This window comes from Myxococcus virescens, assembly GCF_900101905.1.
GTDB lineage: Bacteria > Myxococcota > Myxococcia > Myxococcales > Myxococcaceae > Myxococcus > Myxococcus virescens.
The window spans coordinates 521,734-545,561 of the sequence record NZ_FNAJ01000001.1; the positions used below are offsets into that span (position 1 = coordinate 521,734).

The 23,828-nt window shown below is 70.4% G+C and carries 17 protein-coding genes; 8 read left to right on the forward strand and 9 right to left on the reverse strand.

Features of this window, described 5'->3' with window-relative positions; all coding sequences use genetic code 11:
• Together BLU09_RS02155 and BLU09_RS02160 are read left to right on the forward strand one after the other, a co-directional pair.
• Window positions 1-756, forward strand: a complete 756-nt coding sequence (locus tag BLU09_RS02155) for an arylamine N-acetyltransferase family protein (RefSeq protein ID WP_090484821.1) — start codon at window positions 1-3, stop codon at window positions 754-756.
• A 141-nt stretch (window positions 757-897) separates the two neighbouring features.
• The gene (locus tag BLU09_RS02160) at window positions 898-4,557 is read left to right on the forward strand and encodes a DUF3857 domain-containing protein (protein WP_090484823.1); all 3,660 of its coding nucleotides are present in this window, start codon (window positions 898-900) and stop codon (window positions 4,555-4,557) included.
• Window positions 4,558-4,607: 50 nt separating this feature from the next.
• Here the strand turns inward: BLU09_RS02160 and BLU09_RS02165 are convergent, their stop codons facing one another.
• Both BLU09_RS02165 and BLU09_RS02170 read right to left on the reverse strand, forming a co-directional pair.
• Window positions 4,608-6,776: a bifunctional alpha,alpha-trehalose-phosphate synthase (UDP-forming)/trehalose-phosphatase gene (locus BLU09_RS02165; RefSeq protein WP_090484825.1), complete on the reverse strand. Its 2,169-nt coding sequence runs from the start codon at window positions 6,774-6,776 to the stop codon at window positions 4,608-4,610.
• 14 nt (window positions 6,777-6,790) lie between these two features.
• Entirely contained in the window at window positions 6,791-7,942 is a 1,152-nt protein-coding gene (locus BLU09_RS02170; protein ID WP_090484827.1) for a hypothetical protein, read from the reverse strand.
• 68 nt (window positions 7,943-8,010) lie between these two features.
• On the opposite strand from BLU09_RS02170, the gene BLU09_RS02175 reads away from it, so the two are divergent.
• From BLU09_RS02175 to BLU09_RS02195, 5 genes are all read left to right on the forward strand, one after another.
• A complete protein-coding gene (locus BLU09_RS02175) occupies window positions 8,011-9,285 on the forward strand; it encodes a sensor histidine kinase (protein WP_186817678.1) in 1,275 nt (424 codons plus the stop codon).
• Window positions 9,282-10,634 (forward strand): sigma-54-dependent transcriptional regulator, encoded by a 1,353-nt coding sequence (locus tag BLU09_RS02180; RefSeq protein ID WP_090484831.1) that lies wholly within the window; start codon window positions 9,282-9,284, stop codon window positions 10,632-10,634. The genes BLU09_RS02175 and BLU09_RS02180 overlap by 4 nt, the downstream gene beginning before the upstream one ends.
• Window positions 10,635-10,888: 254 nt before the next feature.
• Window positions 10,889-13,342, forward strand: a complete 2,454-nt coding sequence (locus BLU09_RS02185) for a BamA/TamA family outer membrane protein (protein WP_090484833.1) — start codon at window positions 10,889-10,891, stop codon at window positions 13,340-13,342.
• A gap of 6 nt (window positions 13,343-13,348) precedes the next feature.
• Window positions 13,349-13,957: a hypothetical protein gene (locus BLU09_RS02190; RefSeq protein ID WP_090484835.1), complete on the forward strand. Its 609-nt coding sequence runs from the start codon at window positions 13,349-13,351 to the stop codon at window positions 13,955-13,957.
• 74 nt (window positions 13,958-14,031) lie between these two features.
• Window positions 14,032-14,349 (forward strand): hypothetical protein, encoded by a 318-nt coding sequence (locus BLU09_RS02195; RefSeq protein WP_090484836.1) that lies wholly within the window; start codon window positions 14,032-14,034, stop codon window positions 14,347-14,349.
• On the opposite strand, the gene BLU09_RS02200 is transcribed toward BLU09_RS02195, so the two are convergent.
• From BLU09_RS02200 to speD, 7 genes are all read right to left on the reverse strand, one after another.
• Window positions 14,333-16,690 (reverse strand): arylsulfatase, encoded by a 2,358-nt coding sequence (locus BLU09_RS02200; RefSeq protein WP_090484838.1) that lies wholly within the window; start codon window positions 16,688-16,690, stop codon window positions 14,333-14,335. The two genes, BLU09_RS02195 and BLU09_RS02200, sit on opposite strands and share 17 nt — an antisense overlap.
• Window positions 16,691-16,883: 193 nt before the next feature.
• Entirely contained in the window at window positions 16,884-18,518 is a 1,635-nt protein-coding gene (locus BLU09_RS02205; RefSeq protein WP_186817682.1) for an FAD-dependent oxidoreductase, read from the reverse strand.
• The gene (locus BLU09_RS02210) at window positions 18,509-20,005 is read right to left on the reverse strand and encodes a polyamine aminopropyltransferase (protein ID WP_090484842.1); all 1,497 of its coding nucleotides are present in this window, start codon (window positions 20,003-20,005) and stop codon (window positions 18,509-18,511) included. Before BLU09_RS02210 ends, BLU09_RS02205 begins: the two co-directional genes overlap by 10 nt.
• Window positions 20,006-20,050: 45 nt before the next feature.
• Window positions 20,051-20,278: a DUF350 domain-containing protein gene (locus tag BLU09_RS02215; protein WP_002635242.1), complete on the reverse strand. Its 228-nt coding sequence runs from the start codon at window positions 20,276-20,278 to the stop codon at window positions 20,051-20,053.
• A complete protein-coding gene (locus BLU09_RS38640) occupies window positions 20,278-20,439 on the reverse strand; it encodes a hypothetical protein (RefSeq protein WP_020478251.1) in 162 nt (53 codons plus the stop codon). Before BLU09_RS38640 ends, BLU09_RS02215 begins: the two co-directional genes overlap by 1 nt.
• 32 nt (window positions 20,440-20,471) lie before the next feature.
• On the reverse strand, window positions 20,472-22,367 hold the full coding sequence (locus tag BLU09_RS02220; protein ID WP_090484844.1) for a DUF4178 domain-containing protein: 1,896 nt from the start codon (window positions 22,365-22,367) through the stop codon (window positions 20,472-20,474).
• Window positions 22,364-22,723 (reverse strand): adenosylmethionine decarboxylase, encoded by a 360-nt coding sequence (gene speD, locus BLU09_RS02225; RefSeq protein ID WP_341865162.1) that lies wholly within the window; start codon window positions 22,721-22,723, stop codon window positions 22,364-22,366. The genes BLU09_RS02220 and speD overlap by 4 nt, the downstream gene beginning before the upstream one ends.
• A 120-nt stretch (window positions 22,724-22,843) precedes the next feature.
• Here speD and BLU09_RS02230 point away from each other — a divergent pair, with 120 nt between their 5' ends.
• Entirely contained in the window at window positions 22,844-23,827 is a 984-nt protein-coding gene (locus BLU09_RS02230; protein ID WP_090484848.1) for a lipase, read from the forward strand.
• Window position 23,828: the final 1 nt, after the last annotated feature.

Consider the following 23,828-nt stretch of genomic DNA (forward strand, 5'->3'; position numbering starts at 1 on the left):
ATGTTCGACGTCGCGCGCTACCTGGAGCGAATCGGCGTGGGGGCGGAGCAGTCCCTCACGAGGCTGCACCGGGCCCACCTGGAGGCCGTGCCCTTCGAGAACCTGGACATCCACCTGAAGCGGCCCATCCGGCTCGACATGGACGCCCTCTTCGAGAAGGTCGTCGTCCAGCGGCGCGGCGGCTTCTGCTACGAGCTCAACGGCCTCTTCGCCCGGCTGCTGACGGCGCTGGGCCACCGGGTGACGCTGCTGTCCGCGGGCGTGGCCACGGCACCGGATGGCAGCGCCTACGGCCCCGAGTTCGACCACCTGGCCCTCCAGGTGGAGGATGAACAGGGACGCTGGTTGGCGGATGTCGGCTTCGGTGAGTGCTTCACCGAGCCCCTGCGCCTGGACACCCACGACGTCCAGGTGCGCTCCGGCCGCGCGTACCGGCTCTCACCGGAGGGCGACGACCTCATCCTCTGGAGTGAGAAGCCCTCCGGATGGGAGGCGGAGTACCGCCTCTCCCTCGTGCCCCGCCAGCTCGCGGACTTCGAGGGCATGTGCCGCTACCACCAGACCTCCCCGGACTCCATCTTCACCCAGCGGCGGCTGTGCACCCGGGCGACGCCAGAGGGGCGCATCACCGCCAAGGAGGGCACACTCGTCCTGACCCGGCGCGGGGTCCGGACGGAGCAGCCTCTCCCCGACGAAGACGCCCTGCGGCGCGCGCTCGTCGAACACTTCGGCGTCATCCTCCCGCCCCTGGAGTAGTGCGCACCTGTCCCCACCCCATCCTCCATCGTACGATGGCCAAGCAGGGGAAGCCCCAGAGGGGTTCACCTGTTCATCCGCGTCGACGCCCCTGCCCGGGGCTGGCGCCCCTTACCGCAAGCCGTCCACCCAGGAGAACGGATGTCCCGCTTCACATTGCTGGCCGCAGTCCTCGTGCTCACCTGCCCGTTGTGGGCGCAGGCGAAGCCGGCCGCGGATGAGACCGCTCGCGTCCATGCGGCCGAGGCGATGAAGCAGGCCTCCTCCCCCCGAAGCGCCGCCAGCCTGCTGCGGATGCACGCGCTGGTGGACGAGGTGGAGGACCTCACGCCCCTGCTGAGCACCTACGCCTACGTGGCCTCCCGCCGCACCTCGGACCCGAACACCCGCGCCACCGCGCAGATGCTCCTGCTGGACACCGAGCGCGCCCGGGGACGGCTGGTGCGCGCCAACGAGGTGAAGCAGTGGCTGGGCTACGTGGGCGACTACTACGTCACCGGCGGCTTCGAGAACGAAGGCAAGGCCGGCTGTGACACCGACTTCGGCCCCGAGGCCGCCAACCTGGACCTGTCCGCCACCTACCCCGCGGCCAAGGGCGGCAACACCACCTGGCGCAAGCTGACGGCGAACACCGCGGACGGCTACATCGACCTGGCCACCGCCATCCGCCCCAACCGCGAGGCCGTGGCCTACGCCGTCACCTGGCTGGAGTCCTCCCAGGAGTCGCGCGTGTCGCTGGGCGTGGGCACGTCCGGCGCGTTCCGGCTGTGGGTGAACGGGCAGCTCGCCGCGAAGGAGGACCGCTACAACCTGCCGCGCCCGGACCAGTCCCGCGTGTCCGTGAAGCTGCGCAAGGGCCTCAACCGCGTGCTCGTGAAGGTGTGCCAGGAGTCCGGCCCGCTGGGCTTCTACCTGCGCCAGGAGTCGCCCACCGTGCGCGCGACGCTGCCGGCGAAGGCGCCCGCCCTGGAGAAAGGCACCGCGCCGCAGCCCCAGCCGCTGCCCACCCTCACCTCCGCCCTGCGCGCGATGGTGGAGAAGAACCCGGATGACGCCGCGCTGCGCGGCGACTACGCACGGGTGCTGGGCTTCTTCCGCGCGTATGACGAGCGCGAGCACACCGCCAGCGCCGAGGCCGCGCGCGCCGCGGAAGCAGCCCCCAAGGACGCCCGGCTCCAGTTGCTCGCCGCCCATGCGCAGCGGGATGACCTGAACGAGCGCCGCCGCTTCCTGGAAGCCGCCATCGCCGCCGACCCCGCCATGCCGGAGGCGCGCGTGGCGCTGGCCGACCACGAACTGGACCGCGGCCACCCCGAGCGCGTGCAGCCGCTGGTGGCGCCCGTGCTGGAGAAGACGCCGGATGACGTCAACGCGCGGCTGGTGCTGGCGCGCGCGCATGAAGCCCTGGGCGAGCGCCCCAAGGCCCACGCCCTGGTGGAGGAGACGTTCCGCCTGCAGCCCCGCGTGCCTCGCGCGGTGCGCGCCGCGGCCCAGGTGTCCCGGCAGCTCGACCGCAGCCGCGAGGCCATGGACCGGATGCGCGTGGTGCTGGCGCTGCGCTTCGACGACACCACCACGCGCCACATGCTCGCCACGATGCTGGCGGAGGCCGGGCAGGTGGAGTCCGCCCAGCGCGAGTACGCGCAGCTGGTGAAGCTCAACCCCTTCGACAATGGCTCCCGCGTGCGGCTGGCGGAGCTGAAGGCCAGCAACGGCGCGGTGGAGGAAGCCGTCGCCCTCTTCGCCGAGGCCCGCGCGCTGTCCCCGGACGAGCCGGAGGTCTATGAGCGCGAGGGCCGCGCCCTGCTGGCCGCGGGCCGCCGCGAGCCGGCGCTGGCCTCGTTCGAGCGCTCGCTCGCGCTGCGCCCGCAGAACCCGGGCCTGAAGGAGGCCCTGCGCACCGTCAAGGGCGAGAGCACCGGCACCGGCATGCAGTACCTGGTGGACGCCCAGGCGCTGGCCAAGGAGTCGGAGGCCTACGTCCATGAGGACGCCCTCTACCTGGTGGACAACACCTACGTGCGCGTCCAGCAGAGCGGCCTGTCCAGCCGCCTGCACCAGACGGTGGTCAAGGTCTTCAACTCGCGCGGCGTAGACGCGTTCCGCACCATCCCCGTCACCTATTCGCCGGACCGCCAGGAGGTGCGCGTACTGCGCGCCCGCGTCATCAAGGCGGATGGCTCCGTGGTGGAGAGCTACGGTGAGAACGAGCGCAACATCAACGAGCCGTGGACGGGCATGTACTACGACGCCCGCGCCAAGATTCTCTCCTTCCCCTCGCTGTCGGCGGGCGACACGCTCGAGCTGACGTACCGCCTGGACGACACCGCGCAGGACAACCTCCTGTCGGATTACTGGGGTGACGTGGAGAGCGTGCAGGGCGTCTACCCGAAGGTGCGCTTCCAGTACCTGGTGGACATGCCGCAGGCACGGCCCCTGTATTGGAACAAGAGCAAGCTGACCGGCGTGGCGAGCGCGCAGGAGACGCTGGACGCCGGCCGCGTGCTGTACCGCTGGAACGCCAAGCACGTCGCCAAGGTGGTGCCGGAGCCCGGCATGCCCGGCTGGGCGGAGGTGGCGCAGAACCTCCACGTCTCCACCTACCAGACGTGGGAGCAGGTGGGCCGCTACTGGTGGGGCCTGGTGCGCGACCAGCTCCAGCCCAACGCGGAGCTGCGGCAGACGGTGGACCAGGTGCTGCAGGGCGTGGACCGGAAGAATGAGCTGGCGGTGGTGCGCGCCATCTACAACTTCGTGGTGACGAACACGCGCTACGTGGCGCTGGAGTTCGGCATCCACGGCTTCAAGCCCTACCGCGTGGACCGGGTGCTGGCGCGCCGCTTCGGCGACTGCAAGGACAAGGCGAGCCTCATCCACTCCATGCTCCAGGTGGCGGGCGTGGAGAGCCGGCTGGTGCTGCTGCGCATGCGCAACCTGGGCTCCATTGGCGAGGAGCCCGCGAGCCTGGCGGCCTTCAACCACGCCATCGCCTACGTGCCCAAGTTCGACCTGTACCTGGACGGCACCGCGGAGTTCCACGGCGCCAACGAGCTGCCCAGCGCGGACCGGGTGGCCAACGTGCTGGTGGTGGAGCCCAACGGCAAGAGCACCTTCCTCACCACGCCGGAGGCGAAGGCGGCGGACAACGCCACGCGCATGTCGCTGGACGTGACGCTCCGCGCGGACGGCGGCGCTGAAATCACCGGCTCCAGCTCCGTGGGCGGGCAGCACGCGCCCGACTACCGCCGCGCCTACCGGCCGGAGGCCACGCGCAAGTCCACCTTCGAGCGCGCCTGGGCGCAGAGCTTCCCCGGCCTCACCGTGCACGAGGTGAAGCTCAGCGACACCACGCGGCTGGATGACGACGTGGCGCTGGACTTCAAGATGAGCATCCCGCGCTACTCGGAGGTGCTGCCCAACGGCATGCGCTTCCTGCCCTTCGGCACCGGGCGCACCTACCAGCAGGCCTATGCGTCGCTGGCCCAGCGCCGCTTCGACCTGGTGATGTCCAGCCCGTGGACCAACGGTTTCCTCCTGCGCTACGCGCTGCCCGCGGGCTGGACGGTGGCGGAGCTGCCCCAGGCGGTGGAGGAGACGACGAAGTTCGGCCACATCAAGCTGAACTACCGCCTGGAGGGCGGCAAGCTGGTGGCCGAGGGCGAGGTGGCCCTCACCACCGCGCGCGTGTCCGCGGATGACTACCCCGCGTTCCGCGAGTTCCTCGGCCGCGTGGACCGCGCCTTCGGCCGCCGGGTGTTCATCCAGAACGCGGCCAACCGCACCGCGTCCTCGACGCCGTAGCGAACGCGAGCAGGCCCGCGCCCGCCGAACCTCCGGCGGGCGCGCGGTGGTTACGGCTCCAGCAGACCCGCCAGCAGCGCGCGGACCTCGTCCGGGCCCTTCACCCGGAACGCCGCGCACGTGGGCTTGTTGCCCGCGTGGATGGTGAGCCCGCCGGGCGGAATGGATGCGAAGAGGTCCTCGTCCGTGCGGTCATCGCCGATGGCCACCACGAGGGCGCCGGGCGCCGCGTCCTTCGTGGCCTCGCCCACCACGCGGCCCTTGTGCACGCCGTGCGGACGAATCTCCACCACCTTGTCCCCGGGGAGGATGTCCATGGACTGCCCGGCGAACTTCTCCGCCAGGTACAGCCGCAGCTCGCGGGACTGGATGGCGCCGAACTCCGCGTCCACCAGGCGGTAGTGCCACGCCAGCGACGCTGTCTTCTCCTCCACGAAGGAGCCCGGCACGCGCGCGGAGAAGGTCTCCAGTTCGGGGCGCACGCGCTCCTTCCAGTCGAACGTCACGCCCTCCAGCATCCGCCACGCCTCCCCCGGCGCCGGGCGGGACCACAGGCCGTGCTCGGCATACAGGCCCATGGCCAGGTCGCCCAACCATTCCTCCAGCGTCTCCTTGGGCCGGCCGCTGACGATGCTCACCGAGGTGCCGGGCCGGGCCACCAGCTTCGCCAGCAGCGCCTTCAGCGCCGCATCCGGCGCGGCCAGCTCCGGCCGGGGCGCGTAGCCCACCAGCGTCCCGTCGTAGTCCAGGAGCAGTTGCAGCCGCTCCGCCTGCTTCATCTGCGCCAGCGCCTCGGGCGCGCCCGCCTCGGCGCGCACGGCCACCGCGGGCAGCGACTGGAGCCGGTCGAGGAAGGAGGACGTCCACCAATGCACGTCCCGTGACTTCACCTGCTTGCGCAGCGTGTGCATGCGCGTGCGGCGCTCCTCCTCCGCCATCCCCAGCGCCTTCTCGATGGCGTCCGCCAAGGCGTCCACGTCGTAGGGGTTGACGATGAGCGCGCCCCCCAGCTCCGCTGCGGCGCCCGCGAACTCGCTGAGCACCAGCACGCCGTCGTCGTCCGGACGCGACGCGCAGAACTCCTTCGCCACCAGGTTCATCCCGTCCCGCACCGGCGTGACGAGCATCACATCCGCGCCCCGGTACAACCCCACGAGCTGCCGTTCGTTGAATGAGCGGTAGAGGTAGTGCACGGGCACGTTGTGTACCGTGCCGTAGAGCCCATTGATGCGCCCCACCAGCTCGTTCACCAGCTCGCGGTAGTTGGCATACGCCTCCACCTGGGTCCGGCTGGGCACTGTCACCTGGATGAACCGCAGGCGGCCACGCCACGCGGGCGTGCGCTCCAACACGCGCTGCACCGCCAGGAGGCGCCGCGGTATGCCCTTGGTGTAGTCCAGCCGGTCGATGCCCAGCAGGATGCGCTGTCCTTCGGAGGACCGGCGCAGGTTCGCCACCTCCTCCTGCATGCCGGGCTCGCTCGCAATCGATTCGAAGGCCTGCGCGTCGATGCCCATGGGGAAGGCGCCCACGCGCACGTCGCGGCCCTCCCAGATGATGCGGTCGATGTCCGTGTCCAGCCCGAGGTGCCGCAGCAGCGCTCCGGAGAAGTGCCGCACGTAGCTCACCGTGTGGAAGCCGATGAGGTCCGCGCCCAGCAGCCCCTTCAGCAGCTCACGCCGGCGCGGCAGCGTGCTGAAGATTTCCGACGACGGAAACGGGATGTGGTGGAAGTAGCCGATGCGCGCGCCGGGCAGCCGCTGGCGCAACATGCCGGGCACCAGCATGAGCTGATAGTCGTGGACCCAGATGGTGTCCCCGGGCTCGTAGTGCTTCGCCACCAGGTCCGCGAAGCGCTCGTTGACCTTGCGGTACACCTCCCAATCGCGGTCCTGGCGCGGAATGCGCTCCAGCATGTAGTGGCACAGCGGCCACAGGACGCGGTTGGAATAGCCTTCGTAGTAGCGGCTCACCTCGCTGGCGGACAGCGTCAGCGGCACGCAGCGCAGCTCCGCGAGCTGGGCGTCCACGCGGGCGCGTTGACTTTCCGACAGGCGGGAGACATCCCCGGGCCAGCCAATCCACAGCCCCCCCGAGCGTTCGTGCGGACGGCGAAGGCCGGTGGCCAGGCCTCCCGCGCTGCGGACCACGGAGACAGTGTCCTTCTCCACCTTGACGGTGACAGGAAGCCGGTTCGAGACGAGTAGGAGTCGGGACATAGGCCCCTCCTGAATTAGTCACTCCGTGCAGGAATGGCCATCGTCGAAACGGGCTTCATGCCAGATGTGGGTCCCTCGTGTCGGGTGGCCATCGGTGTCCAGCCCAGCCGTGACAGCAGCGCGGGCTGCCGGCCCGGCTTCCACACGAAGGCATCCAGCACATAGTGCGTGGCCTGCGGCAGCGCGAGCAGCGGCACCACGAGCGACAACACATCCGGCGGCAGCGTCACATCGCTCTCGCCGAAGAGCGCGCCGTGTTCGCGCCACACAGCCTGATCCCACAGGAACTCCTCCGCCAGGGCCAGCGCCACCAGGAACAGCAGGAAGCCCGGCAGCCCCGCGCGCAGCAGCGCCGCCCCCGCGCCATAGCCGCCCTCCTCCAGCCGTCCCCGCGCATAGCGGAAGAGCAGCGCGAAGTAGGGAACGCCGTGCAGCACCACGTTCATCACCGTGAACGTGAAGTCGTCCCGCGCGACGACGATGCCGCCGAACCACGCCACCCACGTCGCCACCACCAGCAGCACCTTGCCCGCTTGCACGCCCTCGCCGCGCACCACGCGCGCGGCCTGGAAGCCGGCCCACGCGAAGAGCACCCCCGCGTGAAGCCAAAGCCCCACGGCGCCCACCCAGGACGGAAGGCCCGACAGGAAGTCCCCGGGCACGAACCACCAGAAGCCGCGCGGCAGGTTCGCATGCCACCAGACGACGGGGCCCAGCGTGGCGGCATAGACGGCAGCGGCATCCAGGCGCCGCTCCAGCACGGAGACGCGCGCCTTGCGGCCGTACAGCGCCACCCAGCCGTACTGCTGCCGCACGAAGTGGCTGAGCGCGACATAGGCGAACAGCGTCCAGAACGTGCCCGGCGACACGAGGTGGGCGAGCACGCCCGCCATGTAGGCGGCCAGCGGCGCGCCCAGGTAGAGCCCGGGGCGGGTCCGCAGCTCGTCCGGATCCAGGTAGGTGCGGAACAGCGTGGACCAGACGTGGGCCACGTCCACGCAGACGACGAAGAGCAGCCATGCCCACAGCGGCGTGCCGCCCGCCACGCCCAGCCAGGGCGCGGCGAGCACGAAAGCCACGGAGACGAGCGCGCTGCCAGCGAAGACGGACAGGTCCACTCCCGGACTGAACAGCCAGCCCTGGGAGGGCGCGAGAAGACGAGGCATCGGGGCCATGCAGCCTACCAGAGTCTCCGCGCCAGGGACTCGGCACCGGGCCCACGTCCGGATGCGGTATGAACCGTCCCATGCACGCCGCCGCGCCCACAGAGGCCCGCACGCACGGAGACAGGGTGGGCCTTGAATACGCCGCGGACCTTCCGCTGCCCCCTCCGCGCTTCCGGCGCCGGCTGCTGGCGGTGATGCTGCTCGCCGGCTGGGTGCCGCTGGTGCTGCTCGGCGTGCTGGCACAGGCCGCGCTGGAGCGGGTCCTGTCGGTGTCCATCGCCCCGGTGGAGGGCGTGCTGGAGGAGGTCGCCTCGGAGCTGGCGCGACGGGAGCTGCCGCAAGACTCGCTCAACGAGGCGCGGCTCAACCTCGCGCAGGCGGAGCTGGCGCGACGAGCCCTGGTGCGCCGCGTGCCCGCCTTCATCACCGCGCTGGTCCTCATTTCGGGGGCGGCGCTGACGGTGGCCTCGGTGCTGCTCGGGCGAGCCCTCACGCGTCCGGTGCGCACCCTCACGGAAGGCATGTGGGCCTATGCGCGCGGCGACCTCTCCGTGCGGCTCGCCGCCCCCGAGCCTCCCCGCGACGAGCTGCAGTTCCTCCTGGGCCAGTTCAACCGCATGGGCCAGGAGCTGCTGTCGCAGCGCGAGCGGCTCAAGTCCGCGGAACAGATTGCCGCCTGGCAGGACGTGGCCCGCGCGCTCGCGCACGAGCTGAAGAACCCCCTCACCGCAATGAAGTTGTCGCTCGCGCGTCTGAACCGGACGGATGCGTCCACGCCCCACGACACCACCCGCATCACCGAGGCCGTGGCCCTCCTCCAGGAGGAGGTGGACCTGTTGATGCGGATGACCCAGAGCTTCTCCACCTTCGCGCGCCTGCCCGCGCCGCGCTTCCAGGACGTGCCCCTGCGCCCGCTGCTGGCCGAGGTGTGCACCCTGTACGCGGGCACGTCCCCCGTGCCCGTGGAGCTTCGCCCTGGCGCGGAGGCCACGCTGCGCGCGGACCCGGATGGCCTGCGTCGCCTCTTCGGCAACCTGGTGAAGAACGCCACCGAGGCCTCTTCCGCCAGCGCCGCGCCCGTCCACGTCACACTGGAGTCGACGCAGCCGGGCACCGTGTCCGTCACCGTGGCGGATGGAGGCAGCGGCGTCCCCACCGTCCTCGAAGGCCCGGCCCTCACGCGAGGCCTCTTCAGCACCAAGCCCGGCGGCAGCGGCCTGGGCCTGCCCATCTCCCAGAAAATCGTCCACGAGCACGGCGGCAGCCTGCGCCTGGAGCCCGCGCCCGGAGGCGGTACGCTCGCGCGCGTGGAACTGCCCCTCACCCCGCCACCGTCCCCATGAAGCCCGGTCCTCGCATCCTCATCGTCGATGACGACTCTGGCGTCCTCAGGGCCCTGCGCGGCCTCCTGAGCGATGAGGGCTTCACGCCCGTGGAGGCCCGCTCCGCGGCGGAGGCCTCCCAGCTGCTCGACGCGCCCGAAGGTCCCCCGGCGATGATGCTGCTCGACCTGCGCATGCCGGGCGAGACGGGCCTGGAGCTGCTCGCGCGCCTGCCCCGGCCCTTCCCCGCGCCCGTGGTGGTGCTGTCCGGAGAGGCGTCGCCCGCTGAGGCCGTGCAGGCGCTGCGGCTGGGCGCGACGGACTTCGTGGAGAAGCCACCCTCCCCCGAGCGGCTGCTCACCGCCGTGCGAAACGCACTGGCGCTGGGCTCGCTCCAGGAAGAGCGCGAGCGGCTGCTGGACGCGCTGGCCCGCCCCGGCCACCTGGTGGGTGACAGCCCTGGCATGGTGTCACTGCGCCAGCTCATCGCGCGCGTGGGCCCCAGCGACACCGCCATCCTCATCACCGGCGAGACGGGCACGGGCAAGGAACGCGTGGCGCGGGCGCTGCACCTCGCCTCAGGACGCAAGGGCCGGCTCGTCGCCGTCAACTGCGCGGCCATTCCCTCCACCCTGCTGGAGAGCGAGCTGTTCGGCCACGAGAAGGGCGCGTTCTCCGGTGCGCTGTCGCGGCGCGCGGGCCGCATCGAACAGGCGCACGGCGGCACGCTGTTCCTCGACGAACTGGGCGACATGCCACTGGAGCTCCAGGCCAAGCTGCTGCGCGTCCTGGAGACGAAGGAAGTGGAGCGGCTGGGCGGCAGCCTGCCCGTCCCGGTGGATGCGCGCGTCGTCGCGGCCACGCACCAGGACCTCGCCCGCGCGGTGAAGGAGGGCCGCTTCCGGCAGGACCTCTACTTCCGCCTCAACGTGATGCCCCTTCAGGTGCCGCCCCTGCGCGAGCGGCCGGAGGACTTGCTCCCCCTGGCCCGCGCCTTCGCGGCGGAGTTCGCGGGGCCGCAGGTGCCACTGGTGCTCGCGCCCGGCGCGGAGACCTCGCTGCGCGCCTATGCGTGGCCGGGCAACGTGCGTGAGCTGCGCAACCTCATCGAGCGCCTCAACCTGCTCCGGGGTGAGGGCCCGCTCACCCTGGGCCCGGAGCTCGTCTCCGCGCCCCAGGCCACCGCCGCGGCCAGCCGCCCCTCCCTGGGACAGAAGAACTACCGAGAGCACGTGGAGGACTTCGAGCGCGAGCTCATCCGCGCGGCGCTCCAGGAAGGCGAAAGCATCGCCGGGGCCGCGCGGCTGTTGCAGGTCGACCGGGGCAACCTCTACCGGCGCATCAAGGCGCTCGGACTCCCTGTCACCTGAAGCCCCGCTGGAGTGCAGCTGCTCTGCCCCCGATTGTCGGACCCGCCGCAACCACGGCCCCAGGACCGAAAGCGCCCCCATGCCTCCAGGCGGGTGCCGGACGGCCGCACGCAATCGTCGCTGGCGATGTCAGTACCACATCACGACTCGACATCCCGATGTCTCCATGACATCGACATGGCTGCTCGGCCCTCGTTCTTTCAGGCACTTGCCCGACGCCTCTGGGTGGAACGGCCCGTGCTCTCCCTTCCTGCATGAACCGCTTCGCGCTCCTCATTTGTCTCCTCCCCGCGCTCGCAGTCGCGCAGCCAGCCCCTGCACCTGAACCTGAGCCACGCTCCGACGCGCCCTCATCCGCGGAAGCCGCTCCGTCGCAAGGTGAAACGGGAAACAACCCGCAGTCAGAGCGTGCGGAAGGCGCAACCCCTGCCACGAACAACCAGGAAGCTGGCGGCAAGCCACGCTCCCCCACGACCGACGCCCGAGGCGACACCTCAGCGGACACGCAGAAGTCCTGCCCCGACGACTTCGAGGACGACGACTCGGGAGACACCCGCGTTCTGGCCCCGCTTCAGCTCGCCGTGGATGGGCGCTCGCTCACGCCCGGCCGCATCGAACTGCACGGGCTTCACTGGCTGACGGATGCGCAGGTGCGCGCCTTCATCGGTGCGCCCCGTGCGGATTCAGGGGCCCTGCTGAGCGGAAGGGACGTCCACCTGTTCCTCCGGCGGCTCGCTCGCTCGGGGCTGTTCGCCCGCGTGGAGCCGCGCGTGCGCGTGGCCGAGGCGCCGCAGCCGGCGGTCCTCGAAATCCACCTGGAGGAGAACCCCGTCGTCTCCGCCGTGGAGGTGAACGGGCTCCAGGACCTGCAGGCCACCGAGATTCTCGAGGAGCTGCTCTGGCTCCCGCACCGGTTCCCCACCGAGGACGAAGACGAAGAGTCCTTCACCGCCACGCTGCGCGTGGACTCCCGGCGCGGCACGCTCTCCGTCGTCCGCCCCTGCCCGCCTCGCTATCCGCCCCGTGACTGGGTGGCCCGGCTGGAGCGCGGCACGCTGCACCCTGGCATCTTCCTGGGCGGCGTCGCCCATGGCCTGGAGCGCACGCTGAAGCGCCTGCGTGACGACGGCTACATGCTCGCCAGCCTGTCCGCGGTGTTGTCGCCGGACGGCAAGCTGATGATGACCGTGGATGAAGGCCGGCTCGAGTCCATCGAAGTGCGCGGTGTGGACGCCGACATCGCCGCGCGTGTCCAGGACGCGCTGGACCTGAAGCCTGGCACCGTGTTCCTCCGCAGTGACGCGAAGCGCGCCGTGCGGCGGCTGACCTCGCGGCTCCCCTTCCTGGAGCCCGCGGACGCGAACGACTCCGACAGCCCGCGTTCCCAGCGCGCCCACATCATCGAGACGCGCGAGCCGGACGGCACCCGCGCCTATCACACGCAGGAAGCACCGCGCGCGAAGCCGCGCCACCGGGAGCAGGTGGAGTTCGAGCTGAACTGGAAGCAGTTCGCCGACTGGTGGGACGACGTGGACTCGGCCGACAGCATCACCCTCGAGGGCAAGAAGCTGGTGGTGCACCTGCGCACGCGGCGGCCGGACTTCGACGTGGACCTGCTTCCGATGCACACGCAGGTGACGGGCTTCTCGCCAGGTCTTTCGGGGCGGCTGCGCCTCTGGGATGCGAAGGACCGCGCGCACGTCACCGTGGATGCCGCGCTCACCATCCCGCTGCGGTGGGGCGGCCAGTATCTGCCGGATGACCCGGAAGGCACGCAGCGCCAGCGGCGCATCAACATGCTCGGTGGGGCGAAGCTCCAGGTGCCGCGGGTGGGGCTCGCGGAGCTGGGCGCGCAAGTCTACGACTTCACCGACACGCTGGACCGGTGGCGGATGGGCGACATCGACTCGTCGCTCTACTCGGCCCTCATCAACCGGCCGGACCGCGACTACTTCCGCCGCAAGGGCCTCACGGCCTTCGCCACCTGGCGCTGGGCGGATGACTGGCTCGCGGGCGTCGAGTACCGCAACGACCGCTACGAGTCGATGCGCAGCTTCACGCCGCCCTTCTCCCTGTTCCGGAACGACTCGGCCCCCTTCCCCAACGCGCCCGTCACCGAGGGCCGCTTCGACTCCGTGGTGGTGCGCATGGAGTACGCCAGCAACGTGCCCGCCGCCGCGTCCGTGGGCTCGCTGTTCCGCACGCCGGAGACGTCGCTCTTCGACCGGGATGGCGACTGGGAGAGCCGCGCCTCACTCCGGGGCCTGCTCACGCTGGAGGTGGGCAACGGTCCGGGGAGCGCGGGCGGTGACGCGCGCTTCTGGAAGCTGGTGAGCGACATCGCGATGGAGGTGCCCACCGGCTGGGACACCGGCCTGTCGCTGCGCGTGCGCACCGCGGGGGGCCACCGTCTGCCCGAACAGAAGCGCGAGGCGCTGGGTGGATGGACGGCGCTGCGCGGCTTCGGCTTCAAGGAGTACCGCGGCGACGTGTCCGTGCTCACCAGCGCGGAGTACCGCTGGAGCGCCCTGGGCCTCTTCGCGGACCTGGGCACGGTGCGGGCGGATGACGCATGGACGGATGCACGGCTCGGCCTGGGCGCCAGCCTCCACTTCGGAGACAACGTGCGGATGGACGTCGCGTGGCGCACGGATGAGCGGGCCACCGCCACGCCCGAAGCCCGGCTGCTCTTCCAGCGGACCTTCTAGAGACGCATGGACTGGCCACGCAAACACGTGGGACGCGGGCTCGGCACGGCGCTCCTCGCCGTGGCGGGCCTGCACGCCCCCGCGGTCCATGCAGAAGAGCCGCGCACCACCTGCACCGCCACGTTGGCCGGACGGCGCGTCATGGTCCGTTCCGAAGCCTTCGACTTCGTCTCGCCCGAGCTGGACCGGTTGGTGCGACTGGGCATGGCGGGGAAGCTGGAGGTGGAGCTGACGCTCTGGCAACGCCACACTGTCTGGTTCGACGCGCGAATGGACACCGCCCGGCTGACGCAGGTGCTCGCCTTCTCCAAGGGCGCCTACGTGCTGGATGGACGCCCCTTGCCGGAAGGCCCGTCCTCACTGACGCTGGAGCGCGTGGCGTGGACCTTGGAAAAAAGGCCCGAGCCCGGCGCGCGCTATGAAGTGCGCATCAGCGTCCGCCTGCACGTCGTGACCGCCGCGAGCCTGGGCCGGGTGGCCGCGTGGCTCACGCAGGGGAAGCAAGCGCCTGCCGAGGAAGGCAACACCCTCACGGGCACCGTGCTGCTTCGCTCGGTGGCCGAGGACCTCGCCCGCGGCGCCAGTGCGCGCTGTGACGTCACCCGGCCGCCCTGAGCCACGGCCGCGCCGCACATCCGTCATGAACCCATCGAGCGCCCGGCCACCAGGCCGAGGCCAGGAGTCCCGTCATGCGACGTTGGCTGTCCTTGCTGTTCGCCCTGGCCGCTGGGTGTACTCCGGCGCCGTCACCACCCGCGTCCCCTGACCGCGGCGTCCAGGTCTTCGCGCCTCCGGGCATCGAGGCCCGGGGAAGCCGCGTCCCCGTCCTCTACGTGGAGGCGGAAAGGGCGCTGTACTTCCCCCAGGGCGTCGGAGGCGGAGGCTCACGGCACCCGGTGGTGCCCAGCCCGGCCGAGTTGCTGGCCCTGGGGCGACGCACCGACATCATCATCGTCACCGTCGCCCCAGGCCAGTCCACCGCCCACGCGGCTATTGCCGCGCCATGACCGTGTTCGCCTCCGTCGCGGCGTCGTGGACGTGCTCGCCCGACACGTCCACCACCACCTCCGTCAGCGTCCCGCCCTTGAACGCGAAGGGCGGTTGGTACCGCTGACTCACCGGCGAGTTCTCGTCTCGGCCGCACGTGAGTCCCTCGCCCAGGCTGATGAGCAGCGGCATGGTGTCCGAGATGTCACGCTGCGCCACCAGGTCGCCGTTGATGAAGAGGCGTCCCCGTCCCGGCGCGCCCCGGCCCGCGGGCAGGTCAGGCGTGCCCGTGGGCTGAAACTCGAAGCGCAGCTCCGCGTGTCCCTTCGGCACGTCCACGGAGGACTCCAGGTGGAACTCCTTCTCTCCCACGAAGTTGTAGACGTAGTGCAGCTTGCCGTCCTTGACGAAGAGTGAGTACCCGCCCGTCAATCCACCGTGGCAGAGCAACACGCCCTCGACGCCGTCCTCCACCTCCACCCGCGCGGTGATGGCGTGGGCGCGGTTGAGGACGTGCACCGCCACGTTCTCCGGCGCGGGTGAGGTGTGGGGCCGGTAGACGTAGCGCTCCCGCTCCCGCGAAATCTGTGGCCGCTCCACGGCGAAAAGGGCGACGGACGGCGTAATCAACGGGAGCACATCGTACCGGCCCGCCTCGACGTACCAGCGGGCAATCATCTCGATGAGCTTGTCGCGCTCCTGCGCGGCCACGTTCCGCGTCTCCGAGCAGTCCTCCGCGACGTGGTACAGCTCCCAGCCCTCCGTATCGAACTCGCGCAGCCTGGCTTCGGTGAGCTTCAGCATGCCGAACGGCTCGTGCGACTCCGTGAAGGACGGCCCGGGGAACGGGCACACCGCCCGCCATCCGTCGTGGTACAGGGCCCGGTGGCTGAACATCTCGAAGTACTGCGTGTGGTGTCGGCTCTCCGCGTCCGCGTCGTGGAAGGAGTGCTTGAAGCTGACGCCTTCGATGGGTGACTGCGTGACGCCGCGAAGCTCCGTGGGCGGCTCGATGCCCAGGCAGTCCAGCACCGTGGGCACCATGTCGATGGCGTGGCAGTACTGCGAGCGAATCTCGCCCCGCGCCTGGATGCCTCGGGGCCAGTGGACGATGAAGGGGTCCGTGGTGCCACCCCGGTACGTCTCGCGCTTCCACCGCTTGAAGGGCGTATTGCCCGCCCAGGCCCAGCCCCAGGGATAGTGGTTGAAGTGGCGCGGTCCGCCCAGCTCGTCCAGCGCCGCCAGGTTCTGCTCCAGCGACTCCGGCGCGTTGTTGAAGAACTTCAGCTCATTGACGGAGCCATGCAGGCCACCCTCCGGACTGGCGCCATTGTCGGAGATGACCATGATGAGCGTGTTCTCCAGCTCCCCGCTCGCCTCCAGTGACTGGATGAGCCGGCCGATGTGATGGTCCGTGTGCTCCAGGAAGCCCGCGAACACCTCCATCATCCGCGCGTAGAGCCGCCGTTCCTCCGGGGACAGGCTGTCCCAGTCCTGCACGTCCGGGTCATGGCGCGACAACCGGGTGCCCGGCGGCAGCACGCCTGTCTCGAGCTGACGCCGGAAGACCTTCTCGCGGTAGGCATCCCAGCCGTCGTCGAACTGGCCCTTGTAGCGGTCCGCCCATTCCCGGGGGACATGGTGGGGCGCATGCATGGCGCCCGTGCAGAAGTAGAGGAAGAAGGGCTTGTCGGGCGCCACCTGCTTCGCGTCGGCGATGAAGCCGATGGCCCGGTCCACCAGGTCCTCCGTCAGGTGGTAGCCCTCCTCGGGTGTCTTCGGCGGCCGGACCTGATGATTGTCGTGAACGAGGTCTGGGTAGTACTGGTGCGTGTCGCCCCCGAGGAAGCCGTAGTACCGCTCGAAGCCGCGGCCCAGGGGCCAGCGTGAGTAGGGCCCCGCGGCGCTCGTCTGCTCCGCGGGCGTGAGGTGCCACTTGCCCACGCAGTAGGTGTTGTAGCCGTGCCCCGCCAGCATCTCGGAGAGGAAGCCGTTCTCGAAGGGGATGGTGCCGTTGCGGCCGGGGTAGCCCACGGAGATTTCGGTGATGGCCGCCATGCCGTTGGAGTGGTGGTTGCGGCCGGTGAGGATGCACGAGCGCGTGGGCGAGCAGAGCGCGGTGGTGTGCATGTTGTTGTAGAGCAGCCCACCCTTCGCCAACCGGTCCAGGTTGGGCGTGCGGATGGGCGAGCCATAGCAACCGAGCTGACCGAAGCCTGTGTCGTCCAGGACGATGAAAAGGACGTTGGGTGCCCCCGGCTTCGCGCGCAGCGGCGCGGGCCAGGCAGGCGAGGACTCCTCATCCGTCCGGCCGATGACACCAGGGAATGGCGTTCCGGGAAGGTATTCCTTGAGCGACATGGCGCGGCCTCCACGAGGACGCGCGGGAATGAACGTGCCGCGGGCCCTCGTGGAGGGAGATGCACATGGGGACCGACAATGCCCCCTGTCCTTCAGGCGGGCACGAGCAGGCGGAACACCGCATGCCAAGGGCGCTCACCGCGTCAGAAGAACGCCCCCATCGGCGCATGGAATGGAACGCGGCGGCCGGCGGCTACAGCCAGCTCACCTCACGCCGGCCCAGCTCCGCCAGCACGCGCTCCGCGGCCCGCACGCCAAACCAGTTCGCCTCTTCAAAGAGCCCCATGCCGCCCAGGTCCGAGTGCGCGAAGTGCAGCGAGTTCCCCAGGCTCTCCCCCGCGGCCTGCTTCGCCTGCCCCCACATGAAGCCCGGTGCAGGCCGCACCATGGCGTGGCCCCAGCGCTGGACCTCCAGCCGCTGCGCCTGCCCGGCGATGCCAGGGTGCGCGGGCAGCATGTCCGCCATCACCAGGGCCTCCCAGTCCGCGTAGCGGGCCGACAGCGCCTTCTCCCGCTCGGCCTTCACGTCCGCGCCGTCCATGGGCAGGTACCAGGTGAGCACCGTGGGGCCCTGCTCGTCCTGGCGCAACGTCTGGTGCGTGGCCACCACGTAGCCCAGGCTGCGGCTCTCATAGAAGACGTTGTCCCAGGCCAGCGGAAAGCCCCGCGAGCGCGGCGGCGACGACAGCGTCAGGTTCGCCACCACCCACGGCCCATACGTGAAGCCACTCAGCCACGCCGGACGCTCCCGCCGCCACGGCGCCACCACGTGCGCGGCGATGAAGCGCGGACACGCCAGCACCACCTGCCGCGCCAGGAAAGCCCGGGGCTTGCCCGAGCCCGCCTCCAGCGCGTCCACACGGCAGCCGCCCTCCACGGGCTCCACGGTGTGCACCAGCACGTTGCGCTCCACCGCGCCGTTCGGCAGCGCCGACACGAGCTGCCGCACCAGCCGGCCATTGCCTTCGGGCCAGCTCAGGTAGCCCTCGCTGCGCTCCCCATGCCCGTCCTGCCGCGCGGTGAAGTACCAGATGCCGGCCCAGGCGGAGACATGCTCGGCGGTGGTCCCGAAGTCGTCGCGGCACGCGTAGTCCACCACCCACTTCAGCCGCGCGGAGCGGAAGCCCTCGCGCTCCATCCAGGCCGCCATGCTCAGCGCGTCCAGCGCCGTCCACTCGGCGTCGTCACTGGACAGGCCGGAAGGCACCGCGAAGGCCCGGCGCCCCTTCGCGTCTCGCGCGGAGGCGAAGCCGTTCATCCGCGCCTCGAAGCGCCGCAGTTCCTCCAGGTCCTCCGCGCTGGCGCCCGCGTGCAGGTAGAGCCCTTCGTACCAGTGGCCCCGGTAGAAGAAGCGCTCCTCCGGCTCGTGGATGAGCAGCGACTCCTCGAAGTGCGGCCGGCCCGCGTCATCCACGTCGGTGACGGCCCCCATCTCCCGCAGCAGCCGGACGACAGGGCCCCGGTCCTCCAGCGGCGCCGGCAGGTAGTGCGCGCCCCATGGATACGCGGAGATGGCGTTGCGCCCGGAGCGAGACGTGCCTCCCGGCTCCGCCTCCAGCTCCAGCACGCGCACGCCTCGCACGCCCGCGCTCGCCAGCCGCCAGGCCGCGGACAGGCCCGCCACGCCCGCGCCCACCACCAGCACCTCCACGGGCTCCACGATGTCCGCGCGGGGCAGCGGCCCGCCGCGCAGCCGGTGCCCCAGCTCCACGGCCTGGTCCACCACCGCGCCGGGGACACGCTCCCGCGGCCCCGACTTCCGGCACGCACTGGCCGCCACCGCGGAACCGAGGAACGCGGCGACCAGCTCCCGCCGCGTCAGTTCCACCGCTGCCACTCCGCCTCGTAGTAGTGCACCAGCACCTGGTTGTTCAGCCGGTTCACCTCCACGGGCAAGGGCCCCATGTCCGGAGGGAACTGGGTGAGTGACGCCATCGTCGCGTCGTCCAGGAAGAGCAGCCCTTCAGGCAGCGGCCGGTTCCGGGCGGGCGGCTCGTGCGCAATCAGCACGTAGCCCCACTCACCGAACGACGGCACCAGCGCGTGGTACGGCTCCGTCCAGAAGCCCGCGGCCCTGAGCGTCGTCTCCACGCACCAGAAGGAGCGCCGGGCGAACAGCGGGCTGGTGCTCTGCACCACCGCCACGCCGTCCGGCGCGATGCGCTTCTTGAGCAGCTTGTAGAAACCCGTGGTGTACAGCTTCCCCAGCGCGAAGTTGTTCGGGTCCGGGAAGTCCACCACCACCACGTCGTACTGCGCGCCGCCCTCGGAGAGGAACTGCATCGCATCCCCGTTGACCACCCGCATCCGCGGGTCCGTCATCGCGTGGCGGTTCAGCTTCGCCAGCTCCCCGTAGTTCGTCGCCAGCCCCGTAATCGCCGGGTCCAGGTCCACCAGCGTGACGGAGCGGACCTCCGGGTAGCGCAGCACTTCCCGCGCGGCCAGGCCGTCCCCACCGCCCAGGATGAGCACGTTCTCCACCTTGCCCGCGCGCACCATGGCCGGGTGCACCAGGGACTCGTGGTAGCGGTACTCGTCCAGGCTGGCGAACTGGAGGTTGCCGTTGAGGAACAGCGAGAAGCCCCGCTTGCCGCGCGTGAGGATGATGCGCTGATACGGCGAGCTGGACGCGTGGACCACGTCATCCGCGTAGAGCTGGTCCTCGTAGAAGGTGGTGAGCCGGTCGCCCATGACGAAGCCCGCCAGCAGCAGCACCGTCAGGCCCACCGCCTTGACGCGCAGCCGCAGCGGGTTGCCCAGCAGCGGCGCCAGCAACCAGGTGCTCCACAGCGCCACCGCCGCGTTCAGCACGCCGAACAGCAGAGACGTGCGCACCAGCCCCAGCTTCGGCACCAGCAGCAACGGGAAGGCCACGCTGGCCGCGAGCGCCCCCACGTAGTCCAGCGACAGCACCTGGCTGATGAGGTCCTTGAACTTGACCTGGTCCTTCAGGATGCGCAGCAGGAGGGGAATCTCCATGCCCACCAGCGCGCCAATGGCAATCACGCTGCCGTACAGCGCCACCTGGAACAGGTCCGTCAGCGTGAAGGTGAGGAACAGCACCGGCGCGCAGATGCCGCCCAGCAGCGCCACCGCCAGCTCCACCTCCACGAAGCGCTGCGCCACCCCGCGCTCGATGTAGCGCGACAGGTAGCTGCCAATGCCCATGGCGAACAGGTAGCCGCCAATGACAGTGGAGAACTGGGTGATGGAGTCGCCGAGCAGGTAGCTCGCGAGCGCCCCGACGACGAGCTCATAGATGAGCCCGCACGTCGCGATGACGATGACGGTGATGTACAGCAGCGTCTTGTTCACGGCGTCACTTCACTTCGCACAGGCATGGGCGCGCGGCGCGCGCCTTCATCCGCTGATGGCCGCGGCCACGATGATGGCCAGACCGATGATGAAGGAACCGATGACGATGCCCACCGCCGTGTTCTGGTCGGCCTCCAGTTCCTTGTGCACGTCGAACGGCATGATGAGGCGGATGACATAGAAGCCCGCCACGAACACCGCCAATCCGATGAGCGAGTAGATGATGCTCGCCAGCACACCCTGAACGCTGACCACCACGCCAAGTAACAACATCACTTCCCTCCCATGTAGCCGCCAGTCCACAGCAGGACGCCGCCCGGCCCACGCCGAACGTTGCCCGGTACCTTGTCCCGCTCTTCCTTCGTGAAGGGGGACCAGCCCGAAATCGTCAATGCCGCGTAGCCCAGCAGCACCAGTCCTCCAAACCACTTCATGACGCGCCTCCGTCACGTTTGACGACTCAAACCTAGACGTTGCTCTCCGCCCAGCGCCGCGTCTCGAAGCTGTGCGAGCGATACAACGCCACCACCGGCCCCACCACCATCAGCCCCAGCGCGAAGCAGAACCAGCTCGAGTTGGGCGTGTCGTGGATGACCTTCACCCGGTACGTCATGGGCCGCGGCCGCCTCGGGTTCGCCGCGAAGCTCGCCGTCGTGCGCAGCGCGTACTTCCCGGCGGGCACCGGCGACAGGTAGGTGCTGGTGGACATGTTGCTTTCGGTCCACTCGCCGTCGCCGTCGTTGCCGCGGTAGTAGCTCAGCTCTTCATAGAAGAGGACCACGTCGTTCGTGTCCTGGTTCACCAGGTCGCCCTGGATGCCCAGCCACTCGTTGAAGGGCGTGCCGCTGATCTCCACGCGCATGTTGCCGCGCTTGGGCACTTCGAAGGGCTCGCTGAAGTGCATGGCCGCGGGCGTGCCTGGCGCGGCATCCGGCGGTATCACCACCGCCTCATCCAGGACGACCGTCTTCGCGGCGGTCAAGGACAGCACGGCCGACAGCACGAACAACGCCAGTACCCAGAGGCCCGTCCAGACGAAGACGGAGCGCAGGCCCGACTGGTGCGGGTTCGGCTGGCTGGGGGCGATGCCCTCCCGCTGAGGCATCGGCTCCTTCAAGCCGAAGGCCTCCTTCACCACCTCGGGCTCCAGGTACTCGCCGTGGGTGTACGACACCTCGTCGTCCGTGGCGTCCACGTTCACCGAGTACGGCGCGGCGACGTACTCCGACGCCTCGGCCCGCTCGCCCACCCTCACCGTCCAGTAGAACTCCCCCAACACCTTGTCCGTGACCGCGGTGACGTGCTGGAAGCACTTGTAGCGGCGGTGCTCGTAGAAGGCGGCGACGTCGGGCGACAGCGACACGTCACCCGCGGGCAGCGGCTTCAGGAACACCCAGTGGCCGTTGGAGTTCATCAGCCAGACGAAGCCGCGCGACGCGTTGTAGAGGAGGAATTCCTCCCATGGGTAGCGCACGCCCTCCACGGTGCACGAGCGCTCCAGGTAGCCAATGCAGATCCACTCCGCGCCATCCAGCTTCCCCTTGGTTCCCAGGGGAATGAGGAGCGGCCGGCTCGGCTTCTCCAGCATGCGCAGGAAGGACAGCTTGCCCTGGCGCGCGTCCAGCAGCGCGCCGCAGTAGGGACACGCCACGCGCAGCGTCTTGTCCGGCGCGCGCAGGTCCAGGTTGCCGTTGCACTGCGTGCAGCGCGCCTGCTGCAGCTCCACCTTGCGCACGCGGGGCCGGAGCTGCCCGGCCGGGATGCCCAGCTGCTCCAGCTTCAGCGCCTCGCCGACGAAGACCTCGGGCGAGTGCCCACGCGTGCCGAAGTCGAGCGTGAGGAAGGCGCCCTTGGGGCCCGTGGCGTCCACGTACCAGGCGTCCTGCGTGGGGTCCACGTCGCTGGGGAGCTGACCCGCGGCGGCCACCACGCGGCCATGGCCACGCTCCTCGATGACCCACGCGCGGTCGCGCAGGTGCAGCCGCTCTCCCGGGTGCAGGTCCTCCAGCACCACGCCCTCTTCGGGCCCCATGTCGAACATCAGGTGGAAGGCGCCCTCGGACTCGCTGAGCCACCCGGTGCGGCCGTCCGCGAACTCCACGTACCACTCGTCCCACGGCCCCGCGCCGTGGTCCTTCTGCAGGTGGCCGACGATGGTGTACGCCGCCTTGCGGTAGCGCCCCTCCGCGCGGAGCTGCAACGGCGAATCGGTGGGGACGATGCTGCCAATCTTCCCGTGAGACTCGAAGTCCAGGCCCTTGCGAGCCACCACCGTCTGGCAGTAGCCGCACACCACCACCTGCGCCGACCCGGCGGTGAACTCCACCATCGCACCGCACGATGGACACTTCCCCTGCGTCACGCCGTCACCCCTCGCTTCAGCTCACGCACCACGCACGCCGTCGTCCCCAGATGGCGCGCCAGCAGCGCCTCGAAGTCCGGACGCGGGCGCTCACGGCAGCAGTACACGTTGAGCGCGGCGAACCCGTGCTCGGGAAATGTGTGGATGCCCAGGTGGCTTTCGGCCAGCAGCGCCAGCCCGGTGATGCCACCAGGCTCCGGGAACACGTGCCACTGCGGCTGGCCCACGACCTTCAGGTCCAGCACGACGATGAGCTCCTCGAAGAGCGCCGCCAGTGCCGCCGCGTCCTTGAGGCTGCCAGGCGCGCAGCCGCTGGCGTCAACCAGCCATTCCTGTCCGGTGGTCAGCTTCGAAATCCTCCCGTCCGCGGACGTCTTATCACGGGCCCTCCCTCGCGTCCGGCCTCATGTCATCCCTTGAGCGCACGGCGCCTCGTTGGCGCCCGCCTCGGACTTCCCGGTACGCTGCCTTCCGAGATGACGCCGTCGCAGACCGATGCCCCACACGCTCCGTCCACCCCCGCCGAGGCCCCGAGCGCCATCACCCGGCTCGCGCGCACGCTGCGCGGACTGCCTCCCGCCGAGCGCTGGTGGGGCCCTGGCTGCGCGGGCATGGCCGGCTGGCTGAAGCGGGCGGCGCAGTCCCTTCCCCCCGAGGACCTCACGCCCCGCTTCCATGCGCTGCTCGCGCGCGTCCGCCAGGGGCTGCCGGTGCTGCCGGAAGAGGCCCGGCGCCACCAATACGTGCTGGTGCGCGGCATGCTGGGAGACGAGCTGCCCGGCTACCTGCTGGACAACGTGCAGCGGTTGGAGCGCCGGGGACTGAGCGTGCGCGAGGCCGCGGTGGACACCGAAGGGCTGCTCGCGGACAACGTGGCGGTGCTCCGCGAGGTGCTGCGCGACGCGGAGTACTTTGGCCGCAGCGTGGTGATGGTGGGACACAGCAAGGGCGGCGTGGAGTGCACCGCCACGCTGGCGCTCTACCCGGAGCTGCGCCACGTGGTGCGCGCGGTGGTGACGCTCCAGGCGCCGTATGGCGGCTCATCCATCGCGCACGACCTGGCCACCACGCCCCGGCTCCGACGGCTCATCGACTTCGCCTTCCCGCTGCTGTTCCACGGCGTGTCCCGCTCCGTGGAGGAGCTGTCCTATCCCCAGCGGCAGGCCTTCATCCAGCAGCACCCCTACCCCGCCGACATCCCCACCGTGTCGCTGGCCACCTCGCGGATGTCGCGCACCTCCACGCTGTACCCGCTCCAGCGCTACCTGCACGAGCGCTACGGGTACCAGGCGGACGGCATGGTGACGGCGGTGGACGCGGAGGTGCCCGGCGCGCGCGTGGTGCGGCTGCACGACATGGACCACGCGGAGGCCGCGCTGCGCGGCCTGCCAGGTCTGGTCCGCTACCACCCGGGCGACCTCACCGAGGTGATGGTCGCCCTGGCGTTGGAAGCGCGCTGAG